The sequence below is a fragment of the Burkholderia sp. 22313 genome (assembly GCF_052045245.1).
GTDB lineage: Bacteria > Pseudomonadota > Gammaproteobacteria > Burkholderiales > Burkholderiaceae > Burkholderia.
In genome coordinates this window covers 317530-342774 of the sequence record NZ_JBQEON010000002.1, presented here as the reverse complement: position 1 = coordinate 342774, position 25245 = coordinate 317530, and the positions used below count along the sequence as shown (strand labels likewise).

Here is a 25245-nt window from a genome sequence, read left to right as displayed (position 1 = left end):
ATGACGGACGTAGTGATCGTATCGGCCGCGCGGACCGCGGTCGGCAAATTCGGCGGCTCGCTCGCGAAGATCGCGGCACCCGAACTGGGCGCGACGGTGATTCGGGCGGTGCTGGAGCGCTCGGGCGTGAAGCCGGAGCAGGTGAGCGAAGTGATCATGGGCCAGGTGCTGACGGCGGGTTCGGGCCAGAACCCGGCGCGCCAGTCGCTGATCAAGGCCGGGCTGCCGGCGGCCGTGCCGGGGATGACGATCAACAAGGTGTGCGGCTCGGGCCTGAAGGCCGTGATGCTGGCGGCGAACGCGATCATGGCGGGCGACGCGGAGATCGTGGTCGCGGGCGGCCAGGAAAACATGAGCGCGTCGCCGCACGTGCTGCCGGGCTCGCGCGACGGCTTCCGGATGGGCGATGCGAAGCTGGTCGACACGATGATCGTCGACGGCCTGTGGGACGTGTACAACCAGTACCACATGGGGATCACGGCGGAGAACGTCGCGAAGGAATACGGGATCACGCGCGAAGAGCAGGACGCATTCGCGGCGCTGTCGCAGAACAAGGCGGAAGCCGCGCAGAAGGCCGGCCGCTTCGACGACGAGATCGTGCCGGTGGCGATTCCGCAACGCAAGGGCGAGCCGCTGCAGTTCGCGACCGACGAGTTCGTGCGTCACGGCGTGACGGCGGAGTCGCTCGCGGGCCTGAAGCCGGCGTTCGCGAAGGACGGTTCGGTGACGGCGGCGAACGCGTCGGGCCTGAACGACGGCGCGGCGGCGGTGCTGGTGATGTCGGCGCAGAAGGCGGCGGCACTCGGCCTGACGCCGCTTGCGCGGATCAAGGCCTACGCGAACGCGGGCGTCGATCCGAGCGTGATGGGCATGGGCCCGGTGCCGGCGTCGCGCCGTGCGCTGGAGCGCGCGGGCTGGACGCCGGGCGACCTGGACCTGATGGAAATCAACGAGGCGTTCGCGGCGCAGGCGCTGGCGGTGCACAAGCAGATGGGCTGGGACACGTCGAAGGTGAACGTGAACGGCGGGGCGATCGCGATCGGCCATCCGATCGGCGCGTCGGGCTGCCGGATCCTGGTGACGCTGCTGCACGAGATGGTCAAGCGCGACGCGAAGCGCGGGCTGGCGTCGCTGTGCATCGGTGGCGGGATGGGTGTCGCACTCGCGGTCGAACGTCCGTAACCGGTCGTCAGTCACCGCCAAACCAATCCGTGCGCCGGCCGATTGCGTGTTCGGCCGGTGCCACGTGAAGTCAGAGGGGCCTCCGGCGGCCCTCGAAACCAAAAAATGGAGTGAGATTTATGTCTCAGCGAATTGCGTACGTAACGGGCGGGATGGGCGGCATCGGCACCAGCATCTGCCAGCGTCTGTCGAAAGACGGCTTCAAGGTGGTCGCGGGTTGCGGTCCGAACTCGCCGCGCCGGGTGAAGTGGCTCGAGGACCAGAAGGCGCTCGGGTACGATTTCATCGCGTCGGAAGGTAACGTCGGCGACTGGGACTCGACCAAGGAAGCCTTCGACAAGGTCAAGGCCGAGGTCGGCGAGATCGACGTCCTGGTCAACAACGCGGGCATCACGCGCGACGTCGTGTTCCGCAAGATGACGCACGAAGACTGGACCGCCGTGATCGACACCAACCTGACGAGCCTGTTCAACGTCACGAAGCAGGTGATCGACGGAATGGTCGAGCGCGGCTGGGGCCGGATCATCAACATTTCGTCGGTGAACGGCCAGAAGGGGCAATTCGGCCAGACGAACTACTCGACCGCGAAGGCCGGCATCCACGGTTTCACGATGTCGCTCGCGCAAGAAGTCGCGACGAAGGGCGTGACGGTCAACACCGTGTCGCCTGGCTACATCGGCACCGACATGGTGAAGGCGATCCGTCCGGACGTGCTCGAGAAGATCGTCGCGACGATTCCCGTGCGTCGTCTCGGCGGGCCGGAGGAAATCGGCTCGATCGTCGCGTGGCTCGCGTCGAACGATTCCGGTTTCGCGACCGGCGCCGATTTCTCGCTGAACGGCGGCCTGCACATGGGCTGAACGTCCGGCTGCGCGGGCCGGCTCGGCCGCGCGGCCTGGCGTTTTTCCGAAGGCCCCCGCCTCCCGGATCCGGGAGGCGGGGATTTGTCACTTGCGCTACGCTGCACCGAAAGGCGTTACATGACTACTACAAAGAAAACGGCCGAGCGGCTCATCAAGAAGTACCCGAACCGCCGGCTCTACGATACCGAGACGAGCACGTACATCACGCTGACCGACGTCAAGCAGCTCGTGCTGGAGCAGGAGGACTTCAAGGTCGTCGATGCGAAATCCAACGAAGACCTGACGCGCAGCATCCTGCTGCAGATCATCCTCGAAGAGGAGAGCGGCGGCGTGCCGATGTTCTCGTCGTCGATGCTGTCGCAGATCATCCGGTTCTACGGACATGCGATGCAGGGCATGATGGGCACCTACCTGGAAAAGAACATCCAGGCGTTCATCGACATCCAGAACAAGCTGGCGGATCAATCGAAGAACCTCTACGAAGGGAACGCGATGAATCCGGAAGTCTGGTCGCAATTCATGAACATGCAGGCGCCGATGATGCAAGGGATGATGACCAGCTACATCGAGCAGTCGAAGAACATGTTCGTGCAGATGCAGGAGCAGATGCAGAACCAGGCGAAGTCGATGTTCAGCACGTTCCCGTTCAAGCAGCCGGGCGCGCCGGAACCGGAAAAGAAGTAATGTTTGCGCGGCAGGCCGGCCGCGGCGGCGCGATCCGCCGGACGGTCGGCGCCGCGACGTGCGGCGGTGCGATGCGGCCGATCGTGTGTTCGGGCACGATGATGATCGGCGGCCGACCGACGCAGGATGTCGCCGACGATCGTTCAGGATCGTCGGCACCGAATGCCCGTGTCCCGGTGCGGGGCGGGCATGGTCGTCGCCAGGCCGAGCGAATTCCAGACAATCAGCGAAACAGAACCGGGATCTGCCGCGCCTGATGGCGTGTGTTCGTACCGGTCACGAGCACGACACGAGGTCCGGTGCCGCGTCGCGACGATGCGGCCAGAAGAACACCCCGACCGAGAGAGCGCATGCGACGGATTCGAATGGCGTTGGCGCGAAGGCTGGCCGGTTGCGCGTCGATGTTCGTGCTGGGCATGGGGCTCGCGATTCGGCCGGCCTTCGCGACGGATTGCGCGAGAGCCGCGCAGCCGCTCGACAAGCGCATCTGCGCGAATGCCGGGTTGCGTGCTGCCGATACGCGGATGAATGCGAGTTATGACGGTGTACTGAAGGCGGCGCCGGACGCGGCTATCCGTGACATGCTGGTGCGCAGCCAGCGCCGCTGGATCAATGCACGCAATCGTCGCCTCGGCGCCGATTACGACGGCCATCCGCTGGCCGTCGACGAACTGCGCAAGGCCATCGATCGGCGCAGCGCCGTGCTGGCGGACCGGTCGGACAAAGGCTTGATCGCGCGTGCGCAGGCAGAGCGCCATTGGCTCGCAAAATACACGGGTGGCCCGCTCGCGGGTTTCGATGCCGACTGCGATTTCATCCCCGACGATGCCAGCGGCGCGCACGTTTCCTATGCATGTTTCGGCGCGGTCCATGTGCAGCACCGCACGCGGGTGTGCAGCCAGAGTGAGGACTGGGCGACCGGCGCGGTGTATGAATATCGCGTGGTCAGTGCGGTCGACGGCGGGAAGGCGCGCGCGGTCGCGTTCTGTGAAGCACAGGCGCATGCGAGTGCGTGCGACAGCGGCGGCGCCCAATCGGGGTGGGTGCGTGCGGCGGTGTCGGGCGACGGCAATCGCGCGCCCGTGCCGACCGCAGGGCTGCCGCAACTCGACGCGGAGCTTTGGCCGATCGGCGACGGCGATGATACGCCGTGGTTCGAGCGGTGCCTGACGGCGGCGGTGTTTCCGAATTCGCGGTGAAGGGGGCGCATCGCGTGCTTGCATGAAGCCCGCATCGGCGGGCTTTCTTGATCCTGTTGCGTCGCGGTTCGCGGGCGCCGTTCAGTGCGCCGGATCGAAATCCTGATTGTCCGACGGTGGCAGATCGAGGACGAGCTTCACCGCGCTGTAGTTCGCCTTCAGCGAAAACACGCGGCCGATCACGAGAAACGTCTGCTGCGAATGCTCGAGTTCGACGAAATCGCCAGGTTGCGGCACGTGGGCGCCCTGGTCATAGGAAAAGCTGGTGCTGGTCTGCTCGCCGATGGTTTCGGCGGCGTGCTCGGTGAATTCGATCGTGATGTGGGTGGTCATGCGAACCCCGTTGTGTAAGTGAAGAGAGCGGATGCCGCGATTTTCGCATAGCGGCGGGGGTGTTCCGGGGATTGTTGTGCGGCAGCGTGGAGGCGATCGGGCCGCGTCGTGTCATCACCGTCGGTTTGAAAGGGCCGGTTCGCCCGCGCGCACCGCATATTGGGGCCGCTATCCGCGGCGTCTTGACCGCCGGTTTTGCCTCGCTGACCCATAAATAGCTGTAAACTCACGCTTTTGCCGCCACGCCCCCACATTCCAGATGTCCCAGTCCCCCAAAGTAGGCTTCGTATCCCTCGGGCGCCCGAAAGATACTGCATATATATCGTTTGTGGTGACCTCGGGGTGACCCTAGTCGGGGTCGGAGACGGCAAGAGGGGTGCTAGAATCGGGCAATGTCGTCGGATAGCTTAGCGTGCGGTTGGCCCTCGTGTTCCGGTGGGTGCGACGCTTTGTCGCACCTCCGTCGGATCCGCCTGCATCGGGCTTCAGCGAGCAATGCCACACACCGATGTCAAGCTCTCCCCTTGAAGAATAACTTTTAAGTTAATATCTTGCGCGTAGAAGCCGTTATCAAACATGCGTGGTCCATCTACGAGGTGCTTAGCCCTCGGGGCGATCGCGCGTTGGACGACATCAAGGACGGTGACATTGAACGCTGTTGGGCATTCCTCGAACATGTTGCCAAACATGGGCCCGAGGCCTTCGCTGAAAACCGCACCCATGATGTCTGTGACGACCCCAAAATTTGGCAGTTTGATGTCTCTGGTACGTTGCGCCTTCTGTATTTCTACGATGACGGTCGGATGATCGTTCTGGCGAAATTGTTCTACAAGGCGGGGGGTAAGTCTGGGAAGACACCCAAAGCGCATATCAATGCGGTAAAAGAGGCATACAAGGAGTACCAGGAAGCCAAGAAGAACGGCACCTTGGAACTTGTTGAAATCGATGGAGAGGAAGATGAAGATTAGTAGCCGCTACAAGGAAGCCTTCAAGCGTGCACAGAAATCTCCCGAATATTGGACCGAGCGTGCACTGCTCGATCTGTCCCGACAACTCGTCGAGGCAATGAAAAAACTGGGGTTTACCCAAAAAGCTCTTGCAGAAAAGATGGAAAAAAAGCCGGAGTTTGTTAGTCGGGTCTTCAGTGGTCGGCATAACGTAACGATGGCGACGGCTGCGGAAATCGCGCATGCTCTCGATATGCATCTGGACATCAAACTTGAACCGAATGTAGTAGCGGATCGCAAGAAGACGTTCAGTGTGACTTCGGATGGTGAATCTTTTGTTCCTCGTGATGGGGTCGTCGTTAGAAGCCGACGCTTCACTCTTATTCAAGGCGCAAACGAGACGTTTACGTCGGCTCCGACTGTCGAGGCTCGTAAAGCAGCATGAATCGAGAACTGCTTGATAAGGTCCTGCCGCATCTACACATCCAAACGGCATTCCCAACGCACATCGATGCCAAGGTTGCCGCTTGGTATGATCGTCGGCAGGTGTTCGAGAGCTTCACGCGGATTAATTGGACGGTATCAGAGATATCTGTCTCTGAAGTCGCCTTTCCTGACGGTGCCAATCAACAGACCATCAACTTCATGAAGTTCATGGCGTCCACTCGAACGAGGATCGTGAAGACTGGGGGCGAGGGTGTGCCTGCAGACGACACAGAACTGAACGAGGAGGATGTGGCCTGTGATCTCGAGATCGACTTTGCTGTCGAATACATTGTGGCTGGTTGCAAGCCGGACGAACTGCCTCAAGAAGGGGTGAGTGAGTTTGCGTCACACAACATGCCCTACCATCTCTGGCCGTACTACCGTCAGATTGTTCAGGACCTCGCAATGCGCTTGCAAGTTCCTATGCCGACCGTGCCTTCTTTTAGGGTTCCAAAGACGCATCAAGGCGGTAAGTAACTAGCCGAATCTAAAACAGCTTGATGGAAAAAGCGGTGCCAATGAATGGCACCGCTTTTTTATTTGACCCTCGCGTTGGGCGGCTGCGTGAGCACACGCAGGCGCCCGTTGCCGATCAGGAAATTGCGATACACCCGAATCGCGACGTCCCACACCGAGTGCATCACGTTCGGGCCTGAGTCGATTACGTGACCTTGCATGTCGATAGCCGCGAGCGTCGCCGGCGCTCCGGCTGGGAGCGTGGTGCACAAAGGTCTTAATGGCTGACAGCACTAATCACGCAATGCGTTGGTATCGTGTTCGTCAACTTGCCGGCTGCCGATGTGTTAGCAACATTCTGCTTCGCCATCGCCCTGACCGCTCCGAGCGCATTCACGCGTGCGCTTTGTGATTGATAATTTTTCGTCTGGCTAGAGAGATTTGAAATGGTCCCGGCTAGGCTATTTAGTTTTTGATTGATAGGTACTATTCAAAAAATCTCTTGGGATCGTCATGCGTTTACGGCATGATCTCGCCTCACTTTCTGTTCGAGACGTAAGATCCGAATGTCGCGCAACGTTTTCGCAATAATGTCGCCATTGATGGCGAGCCATGAACGCGCAGTTGGTGCCGGACGATTTGACCGTCTGCGAGAATGCGTAATCGCCAAGCAAGCCCGAGCATGCAGCGTGGAACGTATCGACGTGGTTGATGCTGGTGTCGCTGTCGGTGCGTGCTCTGCGGTTGAGGCGACCGTGGCCGTAGTTGTATCGTCCGACGAGGATGATGGTGGTGGCGACCCAGACCCCGACGGAGGACGATCACGTAGCTGGTCCCTCTCAGCCGTCGCCTACGAAGGGTTGACGGTTCACACCCCCTCCGGTAACGCCTCCCTCGCCGTCGTCGATCCTGACGGCAACATTATTGCCTCTGGTCCCGACGTCCTGCGCGCTGCGTGGGAGATTTCGGTTCTCGCGTATCGTGCGTTCCTCACCGGTAGTGGGCATCTTCGCCTGCACACCCAAGCCCCCGGTCTGCAACAGGGGTAGTGAGATGAAGCCCGGTTTCGACTTGCGCACGACCGCGAAAGCACGGCACACTGCGGCCACCTGTGCTGCCGTCTTGGTAGTATGGGAGCGGCGGAGGCCAGTGCGCCAACACCAGCCCCGCCTGACCACAAAACAACCTGATCAAGAGGTTCGTTCTATGGCTATCGCCAATTCTACAGGGCAAGCACGCCCGCACCTTCAAATCATTCGCGACACCTCGTGTGATGCAGACCAGATCGAGCACGCTGCGGGCGCCGAGTTCGAGGCGCTCTACGATGGGCTCGTTGGCCTGGCCTCGATGTTGACCGCGCTCCGCGAAGCTGGGCCGACGACGGATGCGACGCTCATTGCTGCCGAGCATCTAGCGTGGGATCTGGTAGCGAAGGCCGACGATGCGTCGATGCGATTCGCGCCGGCGAAATCGGTTACCGAAAATCGGTGCGACGTCGGGGCAGAGGGGCACGCGTAAAGCCTTTATAACCCGCGTGTGTGTTTTGTTGGTGAAATTATGAGAATCGCGTATTAGCTGATTTCCGATGGGAAATGCTGAATTTTTCGGATGTGGATGCCGGGGAGCCTTGCTGGACAAGGCTTCCTCGACTTCCGTGCCGCTAGATACGGAGTTACCATCGGCCCCAATTGCACGTTTTGAGCGTGCAAGAAAAAAGCCCGCATGCCGGCGGGCTTTAAGTGGTCAACCCGGTTCAACGGGCCAACGTATTGCTTTTGACGCAGGAACAATAGCATCACCTCATTGATTCGACAAGAGGTTTTGCATCGTTGGTTGCCGCTGAACTCCATTTTAGGAGTCCATATGGCTACACATTATTTTCAACATCGCATGTCGGTGCCGATGCATCGCGGCCAGTCGTTCCCGCGCAATCAGCGTGAGCGGGGGGTGTGATGGGACGCATTCGCACCGTCAAGCCAGAATTCCCGCAGTCCGAAAGCATGGGCCGTGTGTCTCGCGATTCTCGGCTCACTTTCCTGATGTTGTTCACGATCGCCGACGATGAGGGGAGGCTTCGCGGAAATTCGCGAATGCTCGCGAGTCTTCTTTTCCCATATGACGAGGACGCGCCACGGCTGATCGATGATTGGCTCTCTGAGTTGGAGGTGGAGGGGTGCATCGTTCGCTATCAGGCGAAGGGGGCCAGCTATATCGAGATCCGTAACTGGTTGATTCATCAAAAGATCGATAAGCCGAGCAAGTCGAAGATTCCCGCATTCGATGATTCCTCGCGAAAGGTCGCGAATCCTCGCGAGGGATCGTTTGGGGATCAAGGATCAAAGGATCAAGGAAAGGATCTGGATCACACGGAGGCTCGGGCCTCCTCGCGTGAGAACGGTGAAGGTGACGCGCCGAATGCTCCGCCTGCGCCGGTCGGTGAGACGGCGGCGCTCTTGAGCCAAGCATTCCGCGAGCGAGGCGTGCAATGCACGCCGTCGAATCCGGACCTAATCACGCTGGTCGAGCAGGGCGTGTCGCTCGAGACGGCGATCGCGGCTGCCGAGCATGCGCGCATCGCGAAGCCGGACGGCAACCTCCCGTTGCGTTACGTCACGCGGATCCTCGAGGACTGGGCGAAGCGCCCGGCAGTGAACGCGGCCGGGGCCGAGGCGCCGGCCGCGAAGGGCGGGGGGGCGTGGTGGCGCTCGGACGAGACCGCGCTCGCGATGGCGAATCAGGTGGGCGTCGGCCCAGCACGCGCGCACGAATCACGCACCGAGTGGCACGCCCGGGTCCAGGCCGCCATCGACAACGGCGGCAAGCCGCCGGTGCCGGCCCAGGCGCAGCGGCAGCCGGATCCGATTTCCTTGCCTCCGGACGAACGCACTGGTCCGTCCGACGCGAGCCGCTCGGCAATGGGCAGCATCAGCTCGCTCCTGAAGGCCAAGGTCAGCGGCGGAGGCATCCCAGCATGATCGCTGGCCGGTGAACGGCGGCGGATTGGTTTTCGTGACGCGACCATATGTGTGACCGCAAGGTCGTTCAAAAAAAACGCGTTCTCGTGCGCCCCTCTCGGGGCGCCTTTTTTTGCTCGCCATTCGAAATAGTGAACGCGGAAAGTCGTGACGCGAATCTTTGATCTCCATTTAATGGAGGGAAAAATGTCTCAACACAACGATCCGACGACCTTCGAAGATATGCTTGCTCTGCTCCCGATGCGTGTTTCGCGACCAACGATCAAGCGGTGGATTGAAAAGGAAGGCTTTCCTGCGCCGATTCGCCTCGGTGATCGCACGCGATTCTGGCGTCGCGCCGAAGTGCTGGCTTGGGTCGCGGCTCGCGAACTGAGCTCGAAGGAGGTTGTGTGATTGCAGCGTCGATTCGATGGACGGCCGAGGTCGTCGCGCAACGTGCAGCGGAGCTGCTTCGTGCGCAAGGGGCGCTCCGCGATGCAAAGTACGCGTATCAGTACGCCTGTCAGCGTTACAAAGAACGCATTGGCAGGGATCTCGACGTGAGCTCGCCGACATTCCGCCGCGCTACCCGAAAATCCTATGGGGCATACCAGCAGGCCCGCATCGACGGGTACAACGCACGTCGTCGCTTTGAGACCGCCGTCCGCGGCAGCCGCGCATTCATGGAGGCGATGCGATGACCTTACTCATGAGCCTCAATCCCGCGCCGATCCTCGGCGGCCTGATGATGAGCAGCCGCGAGATCGCGGATCTGGTTGAATCGCGCCACGACAACGTGAAGGTGACGATCGAGCGTCTGGTCGCGCGCGGGGTCATCGCTTCTCCTGCAATGCAGGAAAAGGCCACGGCCGGCCGCCCGGTGATCGAGTATTGGGTCGGCAAGCGCGACAGCTACGTGATCGTGGCGCAGCTGTCCCCCGAGTTCACGGCGCGCCTGGTTGACCGCTGGCAGGAGCTCGAGGCGGCGGCCAAAGCACCGCCGACGGAGGCCTCGTCGGGTTCGTTGCAGCTCGCTCGCCACATGCTCGATGCATTGGAGCAGCAAGCGCATGAGATTACGCTGGCGCGCGCCGAGCAGGCGCAGCAGGCCGTTCAGCTGCAAGCGATCGAGCGTCGCGTCGACGATCTCGGCCTGCGATCGGCGCTTGTGACTGTCCTCGATGAGCGCCCGGCCGGCACAGAGTCACTTACCCGTGCGACCGAGCGCGCATGGGCGACGTTTGGTCTGCCGACCGAAGTTGCGAAATTCGTCCTGACCGAGTCCGCGCACCAGATTGCACCGCTTCACGAAGTCAAGAACAAGCATGTGGAGGATGCGCCTCCGTACAAGGTGTATCAGCGCGCGCAGGTGACGGTAGCCATTCGCAAGTTCATCTCCGAATGCCGTCTGGTGTCGCGCTGCGTCGCAGAGCACTGGGCGTACTCGGCACCGTTTCGCATTAATCCGGCGGTTTTCCGGATTCCTCGCATGGCGTGACAGCGTGCCGCTCGGGCGCCGCGGCGACCGGGTCGCTAAAGTTCGGCAGCGCGGCAGCCGGTGCAACATACGCCCCAGTCTTGCGGATCGACGGCAGCACGTCCCCGACGACCCACTCCTCGAAGCGCTCGGCGGCCGGCAGCTTCGAACGCATGATCAGGCGGTAGACGTCGCGCTCGGGAATGAGCGTCGTCTCCTGAGATCCGCCTGCCGAAGGGATGGTGCGTTTCACACCCCCCTTGCAGTGCGTCCGTACTGCAAGCCCCGGCTCTCGGTAGCCGAGCAGATCCGCCACGTCACGCGCGACAAACCACGGCTCGCCGTCAACAGTCACCACGCGCACCCGCGCGCCGTCGAAAACAAAGGGAGCCCTGAGGCAGGGCACCGTATAGTGCGTCCATACCATCAACTTATTGAAACGACGGAGAATTCTGCGCTTCGATCGGCCGCTCATGGACGGAATGGACGGTCTTTCGTTGTCTGCCGTCCATCGTGACGTGAAACTGTGCTCATGATGGACGCGCCTCTGTAATCCGATGCCTAAGCGAATGCCAACCGTTGTCGAGTGGGCCGCGGCACGTCACCGGTACGAAACCGAACCGGGCGTCGGGCTGTCGGCGATTGCCGTTTCTCTCGGAATATCAAAGGGTTCTGCGGGCAACAGGGCGAAAACCGAGAGCTGGCGGAAGTGCGAGAAGGGCACCGCTCCGGCTCAGGAACGCAGCGACGAAGAAGCGGGAAAAGTTGCGGAAGGGACTGCGTCGATGTCTGAGAGCGCGCCCGTCGTTTACTCTCCACCGCCGCCACCGGCTATCGAGGTTGCTGTCGTCGCTGATGAGCGTGCGCAGGTAGTCGCGACTCATCGGCGAGAGGCTCGCGCTGTTCGTGGCGCCGTTTATCGGGCGCTGAAATCGAAGGATGCGGACGATGTTCGTCTGGCAAAGCTGGCGGCCGAGGCGATGCAGATCGTTCAGAACATGGAGCGTAAGGCGTGGGGGCTCGACGGTGAGCCGAACCACGGACCTGGGCGGGTTCGGGCCATTCCGGGCCGTATCACCATCAATCGGAAGGCGGGGGTGTCGATTGTCTGAATTTGATTTGGCCGGTTTGCATGTCCGCGTCGATACGATTGATGTGGTCGGCGATGCTCCACCCATCGGTGGATGATCCGAATCCGGGCGCGCTGTTCGCCGATCTTCAAGGCGCTGACGTGAGCAGCGCAGCATAAATGAATCGCGATCCGCGACCGGCGGCTCGCGTCGTGCGAGTCAAGTTCCTAGCTGCCTTGGAAGGCAGGGTCGAGGAACAAAGCCAGTCGAACCGGTGCGACGTCCTCCAGGCGACCGAACGTCAAGACCAGTCGCGAGACATCGATGCGCTGAAATCCGTTCGGCGGCACGGACGCCCGCAGCTTGTACGTGAGCAAACCTTCCGCCGCGTGTTGATGCATATCTTCTACAGTGGCCGGGGCGCCGAGGTCGAGCACCTCACCTGTACGCAATCCCAGAGTGACGTTTCGCAACAGTGTTCGAGTTGCACCCGCGCCCGAGGGCTCGACTTGGTGGTGATACGTGAGTGTTGGAACGTCGATGTCCAGATTCTCCAAATGACGAACCACGTCTTCGGCTGCAGGATCCGGCTCATAGCGATGGATACCATCGGTCTCATGTAGCCGTGCCCAGTGAGTGTCTGAATCGGTGTAGACGAAGGATCCAGTCAGCGTGGCTATGAACAGACCGGTCTCACGGCCAAAACCTTTGAGGATCTTGAACTCGCCACTATCGGCTGATGACGGCGGGTCCAGCAACGCTAAAGGGTCTGCCTCAAGTTCCTTCTTCCAGTGGCGAACCACCGAATCGATGTCGGCATCCGTAAACTGTTTCGAGGTTTCCGATATGCGTTGGAGTATGTAGGCCTTCATCCTGGCAGGGGGGAGCCGCTTGATAGCTCGCATCGTCTCGTCATGGCCAAGCGCCTGGGATCGCGCCTTGTCGATGGGGCCAAGCTTGACCCCATCGCGAGAACGCCCCCCAATGGCCATGATCTCGTTCCGGAAGCCAGCGTCGTAGTCGAGCGGGTCGGGGATGAGGTGAACTCGACCCGCTCTTATACTGGGCTCGAGAATCATGAGCAAGAGGACATCGCGCAAGGTCTGCTCGCGGTACTGCGCAGACTGATGAATCGGGCTGAATTCAGGGCGGACGCCGTTTGCGTTGACGAAGGGGTGAACAAGGACAAGCTCGTCCACGTATGCCAACATGCCCGTAACGCTTGTGGAAACCGTGCGAGCATCCGTCATGCCGAGATACAGCGCGCGGGATCGCTTGCTCTGTGGGCTTGGAAGCAGCTCGATCAATTGAGTGTCCGTCGGCCAAAGCGCGGCGAACAGTTCATGGATCCGGCGTACCTGCTCATCGGAGATGTTGCGGCGAACATCTAGCCACGTGGTATCCCCATCCAGTTGGAGGATACTGGTGATGCCGCGTATGAGAGCAAGGTTGCGCTCCCGGATGCTCATCACATTCCAGGACGGCCGCCGTTGAGGGGCAACGCCTGCACAGCAGTCGCGAAACGTAATTCCACTGCCGCAACCACATTGAGCATCTGGTGCTGGATCTTCAGTCAGCGGAGGCTTTGTCAAGAGCTCGTGCGCTTTCGACGTTCGCCCGAACCTGTCACGGTACGCCGAAGTGCCGTCCTTGTATCCGATGTACATCTCCCCGCCGAATTGCCACAGATCATCGCGAGGCAGAAGGATCGTTGCTATTTCTCCCCACGAGAACGCGCAGTGCTTCTCTGGATAGAGCCAGGCGGGGTTGGATGCCGCCACATACTTCTTGGCGCGAGACTTGAGGACAAAGTTGATGGCATGGACTTCGGTCTCTAGTAGTTCGCGACCACGAATGAACGAGTCGGTCCGCGCCATGGACTCGCCGCGGAATCGAGCATTCGTTCTTCGCGACAAGAGGGGGGCGCTCGCGGGATCCTCAGCGTACTCGAGGTTGGTCAGGATCAGACAGTGGTTCGCGTCCAGAGCGAAGATGGTTTGCGAACCAACGAGCTCGACGCCTGGATCGCCAGGATACTGGCATTCCGTAGCGTCGGGAGATAGTTTCGGGTGGTATATCGTGACCGGATGGTCACTCACCAGGAACTTCACCGGTGATTTTTCAGCGGATACGATCTCTCGTACGCATTCGGACCACATCGTGCAGTGCATCTGCCGCAATGCCTGCATCTGCCCCATCAACTCCATCTGCGGTAAGCCCTGGTAGTGCTTGAGAATCCAGTCGAGTCCTTTGGGGGTGCGCAGCTTCTGGGCGTCCATATACACGAAGAAGTCTTGAAACCTGCGGTGGATCCTTACGAGGTCACCGGAGCTCCACGCGCGAACCGCATCTGCGCCGCTCTTATCGATTCTTCCGAGCAGGAATGTCTCGATGTCGTCGTTCAGCGTCTTTCCCAGGCGCGTAGTGTAGAGATCGAGTTCCTTGAATGCCAACTTCGGCCCAAGCTCCTCCACTTCTTGCTCCGAGAGGGGATGGCCGTTTGGCAGGGCCCTAGCGGCCGGATGCAGGTTGAGGACATGCAATTTATGCTGGCCTTGGGCCAGAAAGCCTCGCTGGTACCACTACGGTACGTAGTGGTTGTCGCGGGTGACTTGATGTTGCGTCAACGCTGTTGCTCCTCAGGCATGAAACCTCGGACTCGTATGCGCCGGGTTGTTTCGGCGCCGCCCATGTATTACCCCTATGCGGCCCCAGTGGCCGTTTTCCGTGCTCGGGAGATTGTAGTCCGGCTGACGCCTAGCGCTGCCCCGATGCTGCGCTCGCTTTCCCCGGCCGCAAGGCGGTTGAGTACCTCGGCAAGCTGAACCGACGTCAACGCGACCGGGCGCCCGAGGCGCCGACCTTGCGCGCGGGCTCGCGCCAGGCCTGCGTTTGTTCTATCGATCAGCAGGTCGCGTTCGAACTGCGCGACCGCGGCCAATACGCCCATCGTCAGCTTGCCTGTGGCGCTCGTCAGATCTGCGCCGCCCAATGTGAGGCAATGAACGCGTATGCCGGCGGCTGCAAGGCGCTCAACCGTTGTCACCACATCTGCCGAATTGCGGCCGAGCCGGTCGAGCTTGCTGACGACGAGGATGTCGCCCGCCTCGAGCTTGTCGAGCAGCTTGGCGAAGCCAGGGCGCTCAGCCGCAGGCGTTGCTCCCGAGATCGTCTCGCTGATGAAACGGTGAGGCTGAACTTCGAAGCCTGCCTGCGATATCTCAAGTCGTTGGTTCTCGATGGTCTGCTCGCTGGTGCTGACCCGTGCGTATGCGAAAACGCGTGCCATTTCTGTTCCCCCGATTTGTTTGTGGCGCAAATACGCGGCACACAATGCCCGGTGGCGCAAAAGTCATCAAGTGGTTTTTGTGCCACTTAGTAGAGGTGGTTTTCGACTGGCGCAAATACGGGCGAATTAGGACATGGCTGACGCATGGCGAACTCGCGGCGCTGGCCTGTTCTGGCTGTGTTGAGCGTCGCTCGGCGGGCCTTCGAACGCTTCCCCTGAATTTCAGCGACGTATGGCCGTTAACATGCGAGGAGTTCCCATAGGAGACCGACATAGCCGTGTTGTCTCCCAGCTCGGGGCTCGCCGCTGTCCGTCGCTTGACCCAATGACGGCGGAGCGCGAGCGCACATATCTGGCGTCGTTTGTGTGCGTCTTTTTCACTGAATGAGTAAGAAGGAGAGCATGTCCGTCGCACACCTGAAATTGATCCGCGAAGTTTATGCCAATGCGGCATCCAACGCGCACACCTCCAAGGCCAACTATCTACAACTCCTCGACGCGTTCGAGCAGATGTGGCAAGCAGCGTCCGTCTCCGCGATCGCCGAGCTCGACTACCGCAAGAACTTGGTCGGAGGTGGCCTAGGCTGGGGCAAACCGCCTGGCTCAATGTGTGATCGCATCGAACTCGCGCGCCAGTACGTGGCGCAAACAGACTATTTGCCGCCGGCGGCCGGTGAAGCGCTCGCCGACAACCTGCTCGCGCTGTTCGGTCAGAGACCGGCGCACTGTTCGGAAGCCGTGGCGCCGCTGATTGCAGCTGTCGCTGCCACCGTCGAAGCGGGCAATCTGTAGGTAGCTCGCATCATTGACCGCCGGTAGGAGCTGGAGCAAAGGGCGCGGATCATCGCTGAAAGGCGGCTGCCATACTATGGCAGGCCGAAAATCGCGAGGCGGTCAATCAGCCTTGTTAGCCAAGGGTGCAGCGCAGCTGCGGGGCAAGAGCGTCGCAGTCGAACTCCCGGAACGGGAGGGGTGCTAGAGTCTAGCACCCGTTTTTTCGGTGAAATGGGGCCCTAGAGTTTAACCAGCACTCCCGTCCTCAATTTTCCTGTTATGGCGCCGTCGGCCTCTCGAGTAGCCGATTGCTTGGCGATGAGTCTGTCGATGTGGCGCACGCGATCATCGGTGGTCGTGAAGTGCTCGCGGTCGACGGGCGCGCGCTGCATGCGTTCTTGGGCGTCGCCCATGAATTCCGGTTTTGGGTCGTTAGCCGAATCAGCGAGTATGGATTCGCTGAGAACGTGGACTTCGAGGTTTCGTTAAATTCCTCCCGAAACCCGCAGGGTGCGCCCGGTAAAGGAATACGTCCTTTCGCTCGACATGGCGAAGGAGCTGACGATGGCCGAGCGCACGGTGAAGGGGCGCGAGGCCCGGAAATACTTCCTCGAGTGCGAGCGTCGCTTGCTCGAGCGCACGGGGGCTGCGCTCCCGGTGCCGGCTCCGGTTGCCGCTGCGTATGCAGTGTGTATGCTTTTGTGGTGACGCCGATCCAGTGCGATATGGGCAGCCCATGACCGATGACCGTAAGCTGATCTTTACGCTCGATACTTCCGCAAGAACCGACGTAGCCCAGCGCGCAAGGCGGAGAATGCCGAGCGGAGCGCCCGTCGATTTGGGCGACGTCGGCAGGTCCGTGCATTTCTTGCGCGGTGTCTGCTCGCGATCCGCATTTGCCCTCACGAGCTTCTACCTTCTTCGCGCCACGGATATCCGCGGGAGAAATCCATGCTCAGTTCCTGACTATCCAGGCAAGGTTCTTCAGAGCAACCTGAGCTTTTCGTCCCTGAATAACGTTGCGCTGTCGTGCCGCAAGGTATTCGATCATGCGGCCAAGGGACTCACGGGTGCCAATTTCGGGAAGCAGAGCGACAGCACGCTGAAGAAGCATGCAGAATATTGGGCCAAGATGTCAGAGAGGCCGGAAGACGAGGCGTATGACGCGCTTCACTTCTTGCGGAGCTTCTTCGCAAAATGTTCCAAGACTGACGCTGATCTGTTTAAGGACGGGACGATGCTCGGTAGCCGGATCGGGTTTGTGAAGCAATACGCTGATCGCGTTGCCGCGCATCTATCCCTGCAAGACTACGAGTTCGATATCCTCGATTTGGCGCATGTTGTGGCTGCGCTGGTACTCGTGGGAGAGATCGTTCGTGGTTTTGACATGGTTGACGGGGCATCCGATTACTTCGATCAAATTGATCAAGCAGCGTGTAATGCTGCCGTCAATTTGTTCCCCAGCGCGCCTCCGCTTCGTTTGTTTGAGCGCGTGAAGATTGAGCAGCAGGCCCGAGCATGCTGGCAATCGGGGGAAGCGATCGGAATACAGATGCTGATCGAGCAACTGCCGAGTACGCTTGGCCTGTCCTGAGCTTTCCGACGTCGCTGTATATGGAGCGCTCGCCGAGCGTCGGAATATGTGCGCCTAGAGTACCGAGTTTACGACCCGTATGTGAAGGACGGCTAGAAGCCCGCGATCCGGATCGCTGCCCGCTGTGGGCGGCCCTCGCCGGGCTTGCATTCGTTCCCAATTCGATCGACGGGTAGGATGCCGGTACGGAGGCGGGGTGGGAGTCGACTGGGCGCACCGTCCTGGACTGTTTCGACGATTTTCCATCCAGGCCAACGGCGCTCCACGAGCCGCTCTGCTTCCGCGCGCCCCGAGCATAGGCCGATGTCGACGACGCGGCGCTTTCCTTCGTATTCCAGCTCCAGCAAGGTCGGGCGCAGCAAATGCGCCCATTTTCTCGGTTTCGAGCCTTTTGAGTTCGCGCCGTGCTCGACCTCTTTCTCTCGATTGAAGCACGACACGCAAATCGTGTGTGCGCGCACGAGCCGCAATGGCTTGATGCTTCGATCCGCGCGTGAATACGTCCGGCCGCAACGTACGCACCCGCCACTCGGCGCGAATCGCCCGTAGTCAATTTGCCCCGAACCCAAGGCTGTCCGCTTTGCTACTGGGGCGCTCGCGATGCCACCGTCGTCCGCATGCTTCCTTCCAACTGTGCACCCCACGCACGCCAGCGCCCGGCGCTCAGCGTGGCTGCGAGCGCAAGCCGAGGCGGTCAGGTCTGCGTGGAGACGTTCGCAGCGGAACGTAAAAAGGCCCGGAAACTCGGGGTGTTCGGTGTAGGCGAGGGCGGCGGCATTCATGCCGGCCATTTCGAAATCACGACCCGCGTTTGCGTCGCCATTCGTGACGCCACCATGCTTTGAATCCCCGGCATGTGGGGGGCATAAGCGAGCGGGAGGCTCGAATGGAAACGATGTTCCTACGTCGTCCTGATGCGGCGCGCGAGTTGCGCGTCTCAGAGGACACGATCAAGCGACTGGAGCGAGCCGGTGAATTGCCGCTACCGATCAAGATTGGCCGCGTGGTTGGCTGGCGCCGCGAGACCTTGGCCGCGTGGCTGAAGCAGCGCGAGGAGGCTATCCATGGATGACAAACAGGCCATGGCGTTTGTCGCGAGCAAGGAATACGACGGCATTCTCGGCGCACTGCGACGCGTTTCGCACAAGGCGCAGCACTCGAATCTGGCGAAGTCGCTGCGCGTGCTGAAGGCGGAGCTCCAGCCGGCCGCACGCCGCGTCGTGGGTGCCAGCGTCACTCGGAAGTCTGTCGGCGTGATGGCGAAGTCGGACGCCGGGGCCGGGCTGATTTCCCGCGGCGAACTGCTTGCGAAGTCCATCGAAGCAGCCAAAGCCGGTCGCATTACTGCGCGCGAGCTGGCGACGATCGAGACGGCGCTGAACATGGGGCGCGTGCCGGATCAGGCGGGCATGGATCGGATTCTCGGCGTGATGGCGAAGTCCATGCCGGCCGGCGATGCGCCGACGATCAAACGTCTGCTGGCAGCGCTTCCCGAAGCGATGAACGCTGGTCGCATCAATTTCACCGAGGCTGCGCGTGCGGAGACGCTGCTCAACATGGGCGAGCGCCTGGACGACGATCTGGTGCGACGGATCATGGAGGGAGCCCGATGAACGCAATCGAAAAAATCCGTGCGGAGCTGCATGCCGCGTTATTGGCTGGCCGCGATACGACGAAGATCCGTGCCAAGCTGCGCGACGCCGAGCACGCTGCGCGCAATGAGGCTGCGGTGTCTGCTGTTGAGACAGAGAAACAATCGGCCGCACTCGATGCCGAGGCGGCAGCTTTCGCAACGGCGGTCCGTGCGCGTGTTGCCGCGGCCCTTCAACCATTTGATTTCACGGAGTAATTTCACATGTCGATCGAAATCCGCGCAGCAGACGTGGTTGCTGCTCAGTCGCGCGTCACCGAATTTGAGAGCAAGTTGGCCGATGGTCAGCAGCTTCTCGCCAATCTGAGCACGAAGCATGCCGACGCTGTCGAACGCGCTCAGGCAGCGCTTCAGGCAGTCCGTGCTGGTGAGCTGACCGAGGAAGTAGCCGGACTCCGGCATTCGCTTGCGCTTCAGGACGCGGCCGACCTCGAGGCGCTGATCGCGCAGGGGAATTCGGCTCTCAGTGTGTTGATCAACGAGGTGTCTGCTGCGCGCGGTGATGCACAGCGCGCGCAATCTCTTTTGCTGGCGGAAGAGCGTCGCCTGATTGCAGCTGGGCTCAAGGGGCGCATCGAAAAGGCTGAGGAGGCGCTGCTACTGGTCGTCGCAGAGGCGTATCGAGTACACGCTGAGGCTGGCGGCGCTGGCTCGGTGAACTCGATCTGGTGGCCATCCCATGAACTGACCGCGATGGTCGTCCAAGGCATCGTGCCACGCCGCTAACGGATCAGTCCATGCCATCAGTCAAGATTGGCGTCAACGCCGACGGCTCGGGCGTCTCCAAGGCGCTAGACCAGATCACGGCTTCCCTGAATAAGCTCGGCTCGGCCGTCTCGAAGGTTCACAACCTGAAGTTCGAGCCGGCCGACGTCAGCTACGCGAAGCGCGACCTCGCTCTCATCAACAAGCAGTTTGAGCAGGCACTGAAGCAGTCGGCCGCGCTCAGGAATGCGATGAAGCAGAGCGGGCAGGAGGGCCGGCGACTCGATCAGGTCGACTTCTCGCGCGTTTCCATCGACCCGAAAGCTGCGGCCCGGATGCGCGATCGCGCATTCCAGTACTCCACGCAGGGAACCGCTTGGGATCTGACCAACTTCTCGCCGGCGGCCGAGGAGGAGCCGGGTTCGCCGACGACGCCTTCGGGCGAGAGTGGTCGGCCTCGCCGTCCTCGGTGGATGCCTCGGTGGTTCCCCGGCAGCTCGGGAGGAGGATCGGGTTCGGGCGGCGATGGCGGCGGATCCGGTTCGGGGGACGATAATGCGCCGACTGGCCGACGCGGACGCCCGCGTCGCGGGATCTTTTGGCGAGCCGGCAGCCGCGCGCTCGACGGCCTGGGCGGCGACGTCGGGCGCGTGGGCGGTGAGGTGCTTGGTGGGGCCGAGGCTGGCGCTGCAACTGGCGGCCTGCTGGGAGGGCTCGGCGGCCTCGCTGCGGCCGTCCCCGGCGTCGCACTGGCGTTCGGTGCGTACAAGGTGGGTCAGTATGCGTCGCAGGGCTATGACATGGCCAAGGAACGCGGCCTGGATGCCGACACGCTGAAGCGCCAGATGGGCGACCTGGGGATTTCCTTCGAGAAGCTGAAGCAGGATTCCGACGGCGTTGGAGCTGGCCTCGGTGTCGCGTCGGTCGAGGGGATGAAACTCGCGGCGTCGTTCAACGAGATCAGCCACAACGCGGTTCGAGGGAATACCGACGCGCTGCGCAGCGATACCCGCACCGCGATCGGCTTCGCGCGCTCATACGGAATGGACCCGTCTCAGGCCGTCGGATTCTTCGGCGGGATGAAGGCGGTCGACTCACGACAAAACAACCGTGAACTCGCGCTGATGATCGCCGAGGCGATCGAGCGCACCGGGGGCAGGGCGTTGCCGTCAGACGTCATGCAGGCGGTGCAATCGCTCGCTTCGTCTGCGGTGCGCATGTCCCTGTCTGCCCCGAATGTGGGTCCGGCCGCGGCTGGATACTCATCGCTCGTGCGCGCGGGTGTGCCGGCATCATTCGCCGGCGAGCTCATCGGGCAGGCGAATTCTGCCATGACGCAGATGGGGATGGCCGGCGAGGCATCGCAGAACTTCACGCTCCAGGCATTCAACCAGGAGGGCGGCCCGCGGCTCAATCCCGTTATGGCTCGCGCACTCGCGGCCGGCGGCCTGTTCGCGACGCGCCAGAGCGTGTTCGCCAAGGACTCCGTGCTCGGTCGATACTTCGGCTCCGGCGATCGTACTTTCGCTGCGCTCGGATCGGGGGATGGCGCATCCACGACGAACTTCGACGCTATCCGCGCGAAGCTCGGGCGCGAATACGACAACTCGTTCTTCGGGAAGTCGATGCGTCTCGACGCCGCGCAGCGCTATTTCGGCGTGTCATCGCCCGAGCAGGCAGCTGCGCTGCTGACCATGAGCACCGATGGCTTCGGAAGCCTGCAGCGGTCCCTAAAAGAGGCGGGCGTCTCGAGCCTCGACAAGGTCAACGCGACCAGCTACCAGACGCTCGCGAAGATCGGCGACGCACATTCCATGTCAGACCTGCGCGGGATCTATTCCGAGATCCGCGGGCGTACTGGAGACGACGCGCTCTCGTCATCGGAGAAGTCGACTCTCGATACGGCAGAGAAAGGTGGCGACGCTGCGGCCTTCAGGAAGGCGCTCCTGCAGGTGATGGCGAACAAGGGGCAGGAGGACACGACTTCGCAGGCTTTGCGCGACGCCAATGCCGCGCTGGATACGATCAAGACCGGCTTGGGCGACAAGCTGGTGCCAGCCGCGCTGGCATCGCAGAACCTGCTCGCCTCGATTGCCGGCAAGTTGACGGGCCAGAAGTTCGGACCGGACGGCATGCCGATCAAGGACGACGACCCACGCAATGCAACGGGCGAGCAATCGGGGCCATCGCTTGCCTATTCGAAAGGCGCCCCAGGGGTTGTGCGTCGGCCCGCAGCCTGGTGGGATGGTCAGCACGCACCCACGGGCGCGCAGAAAAACGCCGACCTGGCGATGCTGACATCGACCGAGAAGAAGTACGGTCTGCCCGCCAATCTCCTGAAAGGAGTGTGGGGTACTGAGTCGTCGTTTGGCAAGAACCTGATCGGGCCGGAGCTCGCGAATGGCGAGCACGCGCTCGGCAACTTCCAGTTCCTTCGCGGCACGGCCGAAAAGTACGGTGTCACTCTGGGCGATTTCGAGTCCGAGCAGGATGGCGCCGGCCGCTACCTGCGAGATCTGATCAAGAAGAATGGCGGGGACGTCCGGAAGGCGCTATTTGCGTACGCAGGCGTCGTCAAAAACACCAAGGCCGGCGACGAATACGTTGTGAAGACGCAGAGGAATGCAGACTCCGATTTCGGCATCGGCACCACGCCTGCTCGTGCAGCAAAGGCGTACGGAGGTATTGATGCGGACGCCGGCCCAGCCTCCGCCAACAAGATCAAGTCCGGTACGCCGGCAGCGTCTGGAACAGATCCAACGCCGGGCCAACTGCCCGCGGACGCGGCTACGTCATCGGCAGCCGACGCGTCCACGCGCGACGTCGTCGTGCTCGATATGAACGTGCATCTGCGTGGCGTCGATGATTCCGGCAGCACGAAAGTCAAAACCGTACGCAGCTCTGTCGCGGTACCGCGCGGAAGCGGCACCCATCACATCAGTGTCGGAGGATGACAGTGAAAGTAGAAGTTCGCCAACCAGCCATCCAGATCATCCTGCGGAAGAACGTCGGCCGCACCGCCGTCGCGGGCGGTACGCCCCTCTCAACGCGGTACAAGGGCACAACACGCCTCATGGACCTCACGCGCTACATCGGCGAGCGCGGGAGCGTGCGTATCTCGAAGTCATTGCGTGAGCCCTGCGGCACATTTTCCATCACGCTTTCCGACATGATCGAACCCGGCATCCAGGACTCGCTCTACGCGTTCATCGAGCCGATGGATACCATCGAGATCTACCTCTCGTCGAACGGCTACAGGTTCCCGTCGATGGGGGTATCGAGCTCGCCGTCGACGCTGCCGATCATGATGCGCGGGTTCGTCTCGGTGGTCGAGCGGAACGAGGGGATGGGAGCCGACGGCAAGCCAACGCGACAGGTCGTCGTGACCGGGCACGACTACGGAAAGATCCTCGAGATTTTTCAGATGTTCTTCCTCCCGACGGTGCCGACCGACGTATCTGCATCGATCTCGAGCTTCCCATTCTTCGCCAAGTTCGGGGACGCGATGAACGTGCAGACGGAGGGCGACTTTATCAACTTGCTATTTTCCGAGGTCGTCAATCCGTACCTGGCGAACTTGAGCAAGAACGCCGACGGTTCCACGAACCCGTCATCGCCGTTACTGCCGTTCAAGACCGATATCAAATCGGCCGGCGCGAAGGTTTCGCAGTACGGAATCGGCGCTTGGCAAGGTGGAAATGTACGCGGGCTGATCTCGAGCTTCTGCGATATCGGCGCATGGAACGAATTTTTCATCGAGGACCGGGCCGATGGGCCGTATGCGGTCTATCGGCCGAATCCATTCCTGTCGGCAGACAAGGGCGATCTCATCATGGCTGCCGAGGGAGCCGAGATGCCGGCCGTCACGCAAATCGGGCGCTCGGACCTGGTGTCGATGACCTCCGCGCGCTCCGACTCGAATGTCGCGAATTTCTTCTGGGTCGATGCGGCGCGGTTCGGGCTGAACTACAGTTCGACCGCCCAAGCGCTAGGCTTTCAGGCCGGACAGGAAGGTGTCCCGCCGGTGTTTATGGGGAAAAATCCGAGCACGAGCCAGGATGCAACGTACCCGAACAACGACCCGACGCTGTATGGGACGCGCAAAATGTGGGAGCAGACGCAGCAGTACGGCCCAGAGGAAACGAACAACGGGAACGGTAGCCAGAACGGGGAGCAGCGCAACCAAAACCAACAGGGCGCGATTTCATGGATGATGTCGCGCCGACGTCAACTCATCGAGCAGAACAAGGACAACATTGTGTTCGAGTCGGGCTCGATGCGCCTGAAGGGCAACGAAGCTATCCGCGCTGGCACCTACGTGCAGCTGCAGGACGGCGACATGCAGCCGCTCTACTATATTGTGTCGGTCGAGCACGAGTACATGGCATTCGGAAATTACTTCACGTCCGTCCAGTATGAGCGGGGTACGGGTTTCATTACGCGTGCCGCGCGTGCCGCGCAACTGTCCTCCCCGTATTACTCCGAGATGATCTGGAAGCAGTAGCCGAGAATCGCGTCGGCGCCGCCTACTTGGCGGCGCCCTCGTCGTCGATGAGTCGCTCAAGTGCCTCGATGATGGCTCCCGCGACGCTGTTTCGAATTTGGCGGCTTTCCTGAACGCTGTCGTCGCCGTGTAGAGCGAAGTACGCCCACACGAAGTCGGCGGCGTCGAATGCGATGGCGCTGATTTGTCCGTGGCCCGCGAACTCCCCACGATTCTGCTCTCGTTCGTCGATCAGGCGTTGCGCGGCGGAGCCGTGGCGGGCGATCTTGTCGAGCAAGTACTTAGGTGCAGGCATGTTGGCCTCGATGGTGATTTTGGTTTATCGGTACTTGTCAGCCAAGTCTTTGACCGCGTTCTCGCCCTTTGAAAGGCAGGCATCTTTGGTGTGGTAGAAGGTCCAAATGGATTCGTGGAGTCCGTCACCGGAATCAGCCGAGACTTCGACGCGATCGTCGTAGTCATGCACGTGCGGTGTCGTGCCGTTTGTCCCGATCGACTCGATTAGGTCGGCCGGGCCATTCGATTCGTGGCATTTTTGCAGGGTGTTGAGCGTCCACCAGATTCGTGCAGAAGTGGCCTCCGCCTGGTCGCTGCTGGCCGGGGTCACGGCTGCGGAACTGGCGGTCTCTGTAAGCGCTTGATCACCGTCGGTTGTCGGCAGGGCAAGGCCGTTCGCGCGAATCTTTGCGACCGCCGTGGCTGCGTCGGACTTGCTCTGGAATGGCCCCGCACGGAGTTGGCTCTGGGTTGAACCGTCATCGGCGGTTTTGCTCTCCACGTAGGCCGGCACGCCGGCTGCGACGAGTTTCTGAACCCATGTCTGCGCATTGGCCGCATTCGCGAAGGATCCTAATTGCACAGCGAACTTCGGGGCGGATGTCGTGATGGTGGGCTCCGTGGCCGACTGCGCGACGGTTGAGGTGGTCGTCGTGTCGTCGGAGACGCTTTTCTGTCCGGCCCGGTAAGCAATGGCTCCAGCGACCACCGCGGTTATGAGGACGGCGCCGACAACTCCCTTTGTGCTAGAAGTGCGGTTAAGCATTGATCCCCCGTGGTTGTAAATATAAGGGGCAGATT

The 25245-nt window shown here is 61.3% G+C and carries 32 protein-coding genes; 24 read left to right on the top strand and 8 right to left on the bottom strand.

The window, feature by feature from the left end; all coding sequences use genetic code 11:
• The 5 genes from ACTJKF_RS03340 to ACTJKF_RS03320 all read left to right on the top strand — a co-directional run.
• On the top strand, positions 1-1182 hold a 1182-nt coding region (locus ACTJKF_RS03340; RefSeq protein ID WP_440622127.1), incomplete at its 5' end, for an acetyl-CoA C-acetyltransferase.
• 119 nt (positions 1183-1301) lie between these two features.
• Positions 1302-2042: a 3-ketoacyl-ACP reductase gene (locus ACTJKF_RS03335; protein ID WP_006491801.1), complete on the top strand. Its 741-nt coding sequence runs from the start codon at positions 1302-1304 to the stop codon at positions 2040-2042.
• A gap of 120 nt (positions 2043-2162) precedes the next feature.
• On the top strand, positions 2163-2729 hold the full coding sequence (gene phaR / locus ACTJKF_RS03330) for a polyhydroxyalkanoate synthesis repressor PhaR (protein ID WP_011549704.1): 567 nt from the start codon (positions 2163-2165) through the stop codon (positions 2727-2729).
• Positions 2729-2986: a hypothetical protein gene (locus tag ACTJKF_RS03325; protein WP_440622126.1), complete on the top strand. Its 258-nt coding sequence runs from the start codon at positions 2729-2731 to the stop codon at positions 2984-2986. The genes phaR and ACTJKF_RS03325 overlap by 1 nt, the downstream gene beginning before the upstream one ends.
• Before the next feature lie 93 nt (positions 2987-3079).
• Positions 3080-3928: a lysozyme inhibitor LprI family protein gene (locus tag ACTJKF_RS03320; RefSeq protein ID WP_440622125.1), complete on the top strand. Its 849-nt coding sequence runs from the start codon at positions 3080-3082 to the stop codon at positions 3926-3928.
• A gap of 81 nt (positions 3929-4009) precedes the next feature.
• On the opposite strand, the gene ACTJKF_RS03315 is transcribed toward ACTJKF_RS03320, so the two are convergent.
• Positions 4010-4261, bottom strand: a complete 252-nt coding sequence (locus ACTJKF_RS03315) for a hypothetical protein (protein ID WP_440622124.1) — start codon at positions 4259-4261, stop codon at positions 4010-4012.
• A gap of 623 nt (positions 4262-4884) precedes the next feature.
• Here ACTJKF_RS03315 and ACTJKF_RS03310 point away from each other — a divergent pair.
• From ACTJKF_RS03310 to ACTJKF_RS03300, 3 genes are read left to right on the top strand one after another with little or no spacing between them, the layout of a single operon-like run.
• The gene (locus ACTJKF_RS03310; protein WP_440622123.1) at positions 4885-5229 is read left to right on the top strand and encodes a type II toxin-antitoxin system RelE/ParE family toxin; all 345 of its coding nucleotides are present in this window, start codon (positions 4885-4887) and stop codon (positions 5227-5229) included.
• Complete coding sequence (locus tag ACTJKF_RS03305; RefSeq protein ID WP_440622122.1) at positions 5219-5653, top strand: helix-turn-helix domain-containing protein; 435 nt, start codon at positions 5219-5221, stop codon at positions 5651-5653. Before ACTJKF_RS03310 ends, ACTJKF_RS03305 begins: the two co-directional genes overlap by 11 nt.
• A complete protein-coding gene (locus ACTJKF_RS03300) occupies positions 5650-6171 on the top strand; it encodes a hypothetical protein (RefSeq protein ID WP_440622121.1) in 522 nt (173 codons plus the stop codon). The genes ACTJKF_RS03305 and ACTJKF_RS03300 overlap by 4 nt, the downstream gene beginning before the upstream one ends.
• A gap of 59 nt (positions 6172-6230) precedes the next feature.
• On the opposite strand, the gene ACTJKF_RS03295 is transcribed toward ACTJKF_RS03300, so the two are convergent.
• The gene (locus ACTJKF_RS03295) at positions 6231-6371 is read right to left on the bottom strand and encodes a hypothetical protein (protein WP_440622120.1); all 141 of its coding nucleotides are present in this window, start codon (positions 6369-6371) and stop codon (positions 6231-6233) included.
• Between the two features lie 468 nt (positions 6372-6839).
• On the opposite strand from ACTJKF_RS03295, the gene ACTJKF_RS03290 reads away from it, so the two are divergent.
• The 6 genes from ACTJKF_RS03290 (at position 6840) to ACTJKF_RS03265 (ending at position 10602) form a co-directional block, all read left to right on the top strand.
• On the top strand, positions 6840-7199 hold the full coding sequence (locus ACTJKF_RS03290) for a hypothetical protein (protein WP_440622119.1): 360 nt from the start codon (positions 6840-6842) through the stop codon (positions 7197-7199).
• Between the two features lie 157 nt (positions 7200-7356).
• On the top strand, positions 7357-7668 hold the full coding sequence (locus ACTJKF_RS03285; protein ID WP_440622118.1) for a hypothetical protein: 312 nt from the start codon (positions 7357-7359) through the stop codon (positions 7666-7668).
• 434 nt (positions 7669-8102) lie between these two features.
• A complete protein-coding gene (locus ACTJKF_RS03280; RefSeq protein WP_440622117.1) occupies positions 8103-9125 on the top strand; it encodes a hypothetical protein in 1023 nt (340 codons plus the stop codon).
• Between the two features lie 186 nt (positions 9126-9311).
• The gene (locus tag ACTJKF_RS03275; RefSeq protein ID WP_440622115.1) at positions 9312-9518 is read left to right on the top strand and encodes a helix-turn-helix transcriptional regulator; all 207 of its coding nucleotides are present in this window, start codon (positions 9312-9314) and stop codon (positions 9516-9518) included.
• Complete coding sequence (locus tag ACTJKF_RS03270; RefSeq protein ID WP_440622114.1) at positions 9515-9805, top strand: hypothetical protein; 291 nt, start codon at positions 9515-9517, stop codon at positions 9803-9805. Before ACTJKF_RS03275 ends, ACTJKF_RS03270 begins: the two co-directional genes overlap by 4 nt.
• Positions 9802-10602: a Rha family transcriptional regulator gene (locus ACTJKF_RS03265; protein WP_440622113.1), complete on the top strand. Its 801-nt coding sequence runs from the start codon at positions 9802-9804 to the stop codon at positions 10600-10602. Before ACTJKF_RS03270 ends, ACTJKF_RS03265 begins: the two co-directional genes overlap by 4 nt.
• Here the strand turns inward: ACTJKF_RS03265 and ACTJKF_RS03260 are convergent.
• Positions 10565-11056, bottom strand: coding sequence for a BRO-N domain-containing protein (locus tag ACTJKF_RS03260; protein ID WP_440622112.1), 492 nt, complete (start codon positions 11054-11056; stop codon positions 10565-10567). The two genes, ACTJKF_RS03265 and ACTJKF_RS03260, sit on opposite strands and share 38 nt — an antisense overlap.
• 94 nt (positions 11057-11150) lie before the next feature.
• Between ACTJKF_RS03260 and ACTJKF_RS03255 the strand changes: the two genes are divergently transcribed.
• Positions 11151-11693: a hypothetical protein gene (locus ACTJKF_RS03255; RefSeq protein ID WP_440622111.1), complete on the top strand. Its 543-nt coding sequence runs from the start codon at positions 11151-11153 to the stop codon at positions 11691-11693.
• A gap of 185 nt (positions 11694-11878) precedes the next feature.
• Here the strand turns inward: ACTJKF_RS03255 and ACTJKF_RS03250 are convergent, their stop codons facing one another.
• Positions 11879-14104, bottom strand: a complete 2226-nt coding sequence (locus ACTJKF_RS03250) for a hypothetical protein (RefSeq protein WP_440622110.1) — start codon at positions 14102-14104, stop codon at positions 11879-11881.
• Positions 14105-14352: 248 nt separating this feature from the next.
• Positions 14353-14940 (bottom strand): recombinase family protein, encoded by a 588-nt coding sequence (locus tag ACTJKF_RS03245; protein ID WP_440622109.1) that lies wholly within the window; start codon positions 14938-14940, stop codon positions 14353-14355.
• Positions 14941-15342: 402 nt separating this feature from the next.
• Here ACTJKF_RS03245 and ACTJKF_RS03240 point away from each other — a divergent pair, with 402 nt between their 5' ends.
• Positions 15343-15732 (top strand): hypothetical protein, encoded by a 390-nt coding sequence (locus tag ACTJKF_RS03240; RefSeq protein ID WP_440622108.1) that lies wholly within the window; start codon positions 15343-15345, stop codon positions 15730-15732.
• A gap of 221 nt (positions 15733-15953) precedes the next feature.
• Here the strand turns inward: ACTJKF_RS03240 and ACTJKF_RS03235 are convergent, their stop codons facing one another.
• Complete coding sequence (locus tag ACTJKF_RS03235; RefSeq protein WP_440622149.1) at positions 15954-16127, bottom strand: hypothetical protein; 174 nt, start codon at positions 16125-16127, stop codon at positions 15954-15956.
• Between ACTJKF_RS03235 and ACTJKF_RS03230 the strand changes: the two genes are divergently transcribed.
• The 8 genes from ACTJKF_RS03230 (at position 16047) to ACTJKF_RS03195 (ending at position 24168) form a co-directional block, all read left to right on the top strand.
• Entirely contained in the window at positions 16047-16454 is a 408-nt protein-coding gene (locus ACTJKF_RS03230; RefSeq protein ID WP_440622147.1) for an antA/AntB antirepressor family protein, read from the top strand. The genes ACTJKF_RS03235 and ACTJKF_RS03230 overlap by 81 nt on opposite strands.
• Positions 16451-17308 (top strand): hypothetical protein, encoded by an 858-nt coding sequence (locus tag ACTJKF_RS03225; protein ID WP_440622107.1) that lies wholly within the window; start codon positions 16451-16453, stop codon positions 17306-17308. Before ACTJKF_RS03230 ends, ACTJKF_RS03225 begins: the two co-directional genes overlap by 4 nt.
• Positions 17309-18194: 886 nt before the next feature.
• The gene (locus tag ACTJKF_RS03220) at positions 18195-18380 is read left to right on the top strand and encodes a helix-turn-helix transcriptional regulator (RefSeq protein ID WP_440622106.1); all 186 of its coding nucleotides are present in this window, start codon (positions 18195-18197) and stop codon (positions 18378-18380) included.
• Complete coding sequence (locus ACTJKF_RS03215; protein WP_440622105.1) at positions 18373-18921, top strand: hypothetical protein; 549 nt, start codon at positions 18373-18375, stop codon at positions 18919-18921. The genes ACTJKF_RS03220 and ACTJKF_RS03215 overlap by 8 nt, the downstream gene beginning before the upstream one ends.
• The gene (locus ACTJKF_RS03210) at positions 18918-19157 is read left to right on the top strand and encodes a hypothetical protein (RefSeq protein ID WP_440622104.1); all 240 of its coding nucleotides are present in this window, start codon (positions 18918-18920) and stop codon (positions 19155-19157) included. Before ACTJKF_RS03215 ends, ACTJKF_RS03210 begins: the two co-directional genes overlap by 4 nt.
• Positions 19158-19163: 6 nt before the next feature.
• Entirely contained in the window at positions 19164-19685 is a 522-nt protein-coding gene (locus ACTJKF_RS03205; RefSeq protein WP_440622103.1) for a hypothetical protein, read from the top strand.
• An 11-nt stretch (positions 19686-19696) separates the two neighbouring features.
• The gene (locus ACTJKF_RS03200; RefSeq protein ID WP_440622102.1) at positions 19697-22618 is read left to right on the top strand and encodes a transglycosylase SLT domain-containing protein; all 2922 of its coding nucleotides are present in this window, start codon (positions 19697-19699) and stop codon (positions 22616-22618) included.
• A 2-nt stretch (positions 22619-22620) separates the two neighbouring features.
• Positions 22621-24168 (top strand): hypothetical protein, encoded by a 1548-nt coding sequence (locus tag ACTJKF_RS03195; RefSeq protein WP_440622101.1) that lies wholly within the window; start codon positions 22621-22623, stop codon positions 24166-24168.
• Between the two features lie 22 nt (positions 24169-24190).
• Here the strand turns inward: ACTJKF_RS03195 and ACTJKF_RS03190 are convergent, their stop codons facing one another.
• The gene (locus ACTJKF_RS03190) at positions 24191-24463 is read right to left on the bottom strand and encodes a hypothetical protein (protein WP_440622099.1); all 273 of its coding nucleotides are present in this window, start codon (positions 24461-24463) and stop codon (positions 24191-24193) included.
• 24 nt (positions 24464-24487) lie between these two features.
• On the bottom strand, positions 24488-25210 hold the full coding sequence (locus tag ACTJKF_RS03185) for an SPOR domain-containing protein (RefSeq protein ID WP_440622098.1): 723 nt from the start codon (positions 25208-25210) through the stop codon (positions 24488-24490).
• Positions 25211-25245: the final 35 nt, after the last annotated feature.

Coding starts and splice junctions, on each gene's coding strand:
- ACTJKF_RS03305 (WP_440622122.1), top strand. CDS start 5,219: ATGAAGATTAGTAGCCGCTACAAGGAAGCCTTCAAGCGTGCACAGAAA.
- ACTJKF_RS03240 (WP_440622108.1), top strand. CDS start 15,343: ATGTCCGTCGCACACCTGAAATTGATCCGCGAAGTTTATGCCAATGCG.
- ACTJKF_RS03280 (WP_440622117.1), top strand. CDS start 8,103: ATGGGACGCATTCGCACCGTCAAGCCAGAATTCCCGCAGTCCGAAAGC.
- ACTJKF_RS03225 (WP_440622107.1), top strand. CDS start 16,451: ATGACCGATGACCGTAAGCTGATCTTTACGCTCGATACTTCCGCAAGA.
- ACTJKF_RS03190 (WP_440622099.1), bottom strand. CDS start 24,463: ATGCCTGCACCTAAGTACTTGCTCGACAAGATCGCCCGCCACGGCTCC.
- ACTJKF_RS03295 (WP_440622120.1), bottom strand. CDS start 6,371: ATGCAAGGTCACGTAATCGACTCAGGCCCGAACGTGATGCACTCGGTG.
- ACTJKF_RS03220 (WP_440622106.1), top strand. CDS start 18,195: ATGGAAACGATGTTCCTACGTCGTCCTGATGCGGCGCGCGAGTTGCGC.
- ACTJKF_RS03300 (WP_440622121.1), top strand. CDS start 5,650: ATGAATCGAGAACTGCTTGATAAGGTCCTGCCGCATCTACACATCCAA.
- ACTJKF_RS03260 (WP_440622112.1), bottom strand. CDS start 11,056: ATGAGCGGCCGATCGAAGCGCAGAATTCTCCGTCGTTTCAATAAGTTG.
- ACTJKF_RS03245 (WP_440622109.1), bottom strand. CDS start 14,940: ATGGCACGCGTTTTCGCATACGCACGGGTCAGCACCAGCGAGCAGACC.
- ACTJKF_RS03275 (WP_440622115.1), top strand. CDS start 9,312: ATGTCTCAACACAACGATCCGACGACCTTCGAAGATATGCTTGCTCTG.
- ACTJKF_RS03205 (WP_440622103.1), top strand. CDS start 19,164: ATGTCGATCGAAATCCGCGCAGCAGACGTGGTTGCTGCTCAGTCGCGC.
- phaR (WP_011549704.1), top strand. CDS start 2,163: ATGACTACTACAAAGAAAACGGCCGAGCGGCTCATCAAGAAGTACCCG.
- ACTJKF_RS03255 (WP_440622111.1), top strand. CDS start 11,151: ATGCCAACCGTTGTCGAGTGGGCCGCGGCACGTCACCGGTACGAAACC.
- ACTJKF_RS03235 (WP_440622149.1), bottom strand. CDS start 16,127: ATGGGCGACGCCCAAGAACGCATGCAGCGCGCGCCCGTCGACCGCGAG.
- ACTJKF_RS03200 (WP_440622102.1), top strand. CDS start 19,697: ATGCCATCAGTCAAGATTGGCGTCAACGCCGACGGCTCGGGCGTCTCC.
- ACTJKF_RS03185 (WP_440622098.1), bottom strand. CDS start 25,210: ATGCTTAACCGCACTTCTAGCACAAAGGGAGTTGTCGGCGCCGTCCTC.
- ACTJKF_RS03265 (WP_440622113.1), top strand. CDS start 9,802: ATGACCTTACTCATGAGCCTCAATCCCGCGCCGATCCTCGGCGGCCTG.
- ACTJKF_RS03315 (WP_440622124.1), bottom strand. CDS start 4,261: ATGACCACCCACATCACGATCGAATTCACCGAGCACGCCGCCGAAACC.
- ACTJKF_RS03325 (WP_440622126.1), top strand. CDS start 2,729: ATGTTTGCGCGGCAGGCCGGCCGCGGCGGCGCGATCCGCCGGACGGTC.
- ACTJKF_RS03285 (WP_440622118.1), top strand. CDS start 7,357: ATGGCTATCGCCAATTCTACAGGGCAAGCACGCCCGCACCTTCAAATC.
- ACTJKF_RS03210 (WP_440622104.1), top strand. CDS start 18,918: ATGAACGCAATCGAAAAAATCCGTGCGGAGCTGCATGCCGCGTTATTG.
- ACTJKF_RS03320 (WP_440622125.1), top strand. CDS start 3,080: ATGCGACGGATTCGAATGGCGTTGGCGCGAAGGCTGGCCGGTTGCGCG.
- ACTJKF_RS03335 (WP_006491801.1), top strand. CDS start 1,302: ATGTCTCAGCGAATTGCGTACGTAACGGGCGGGATGGGCGGCATCGGC.
- ACTJKF_RS03215 (WP_440622105.1), top strand. CDS start 18,373: ATGGATGACAAACAGGCCATGGCGTTTGTCGCGAGCAAGGAATACGAC.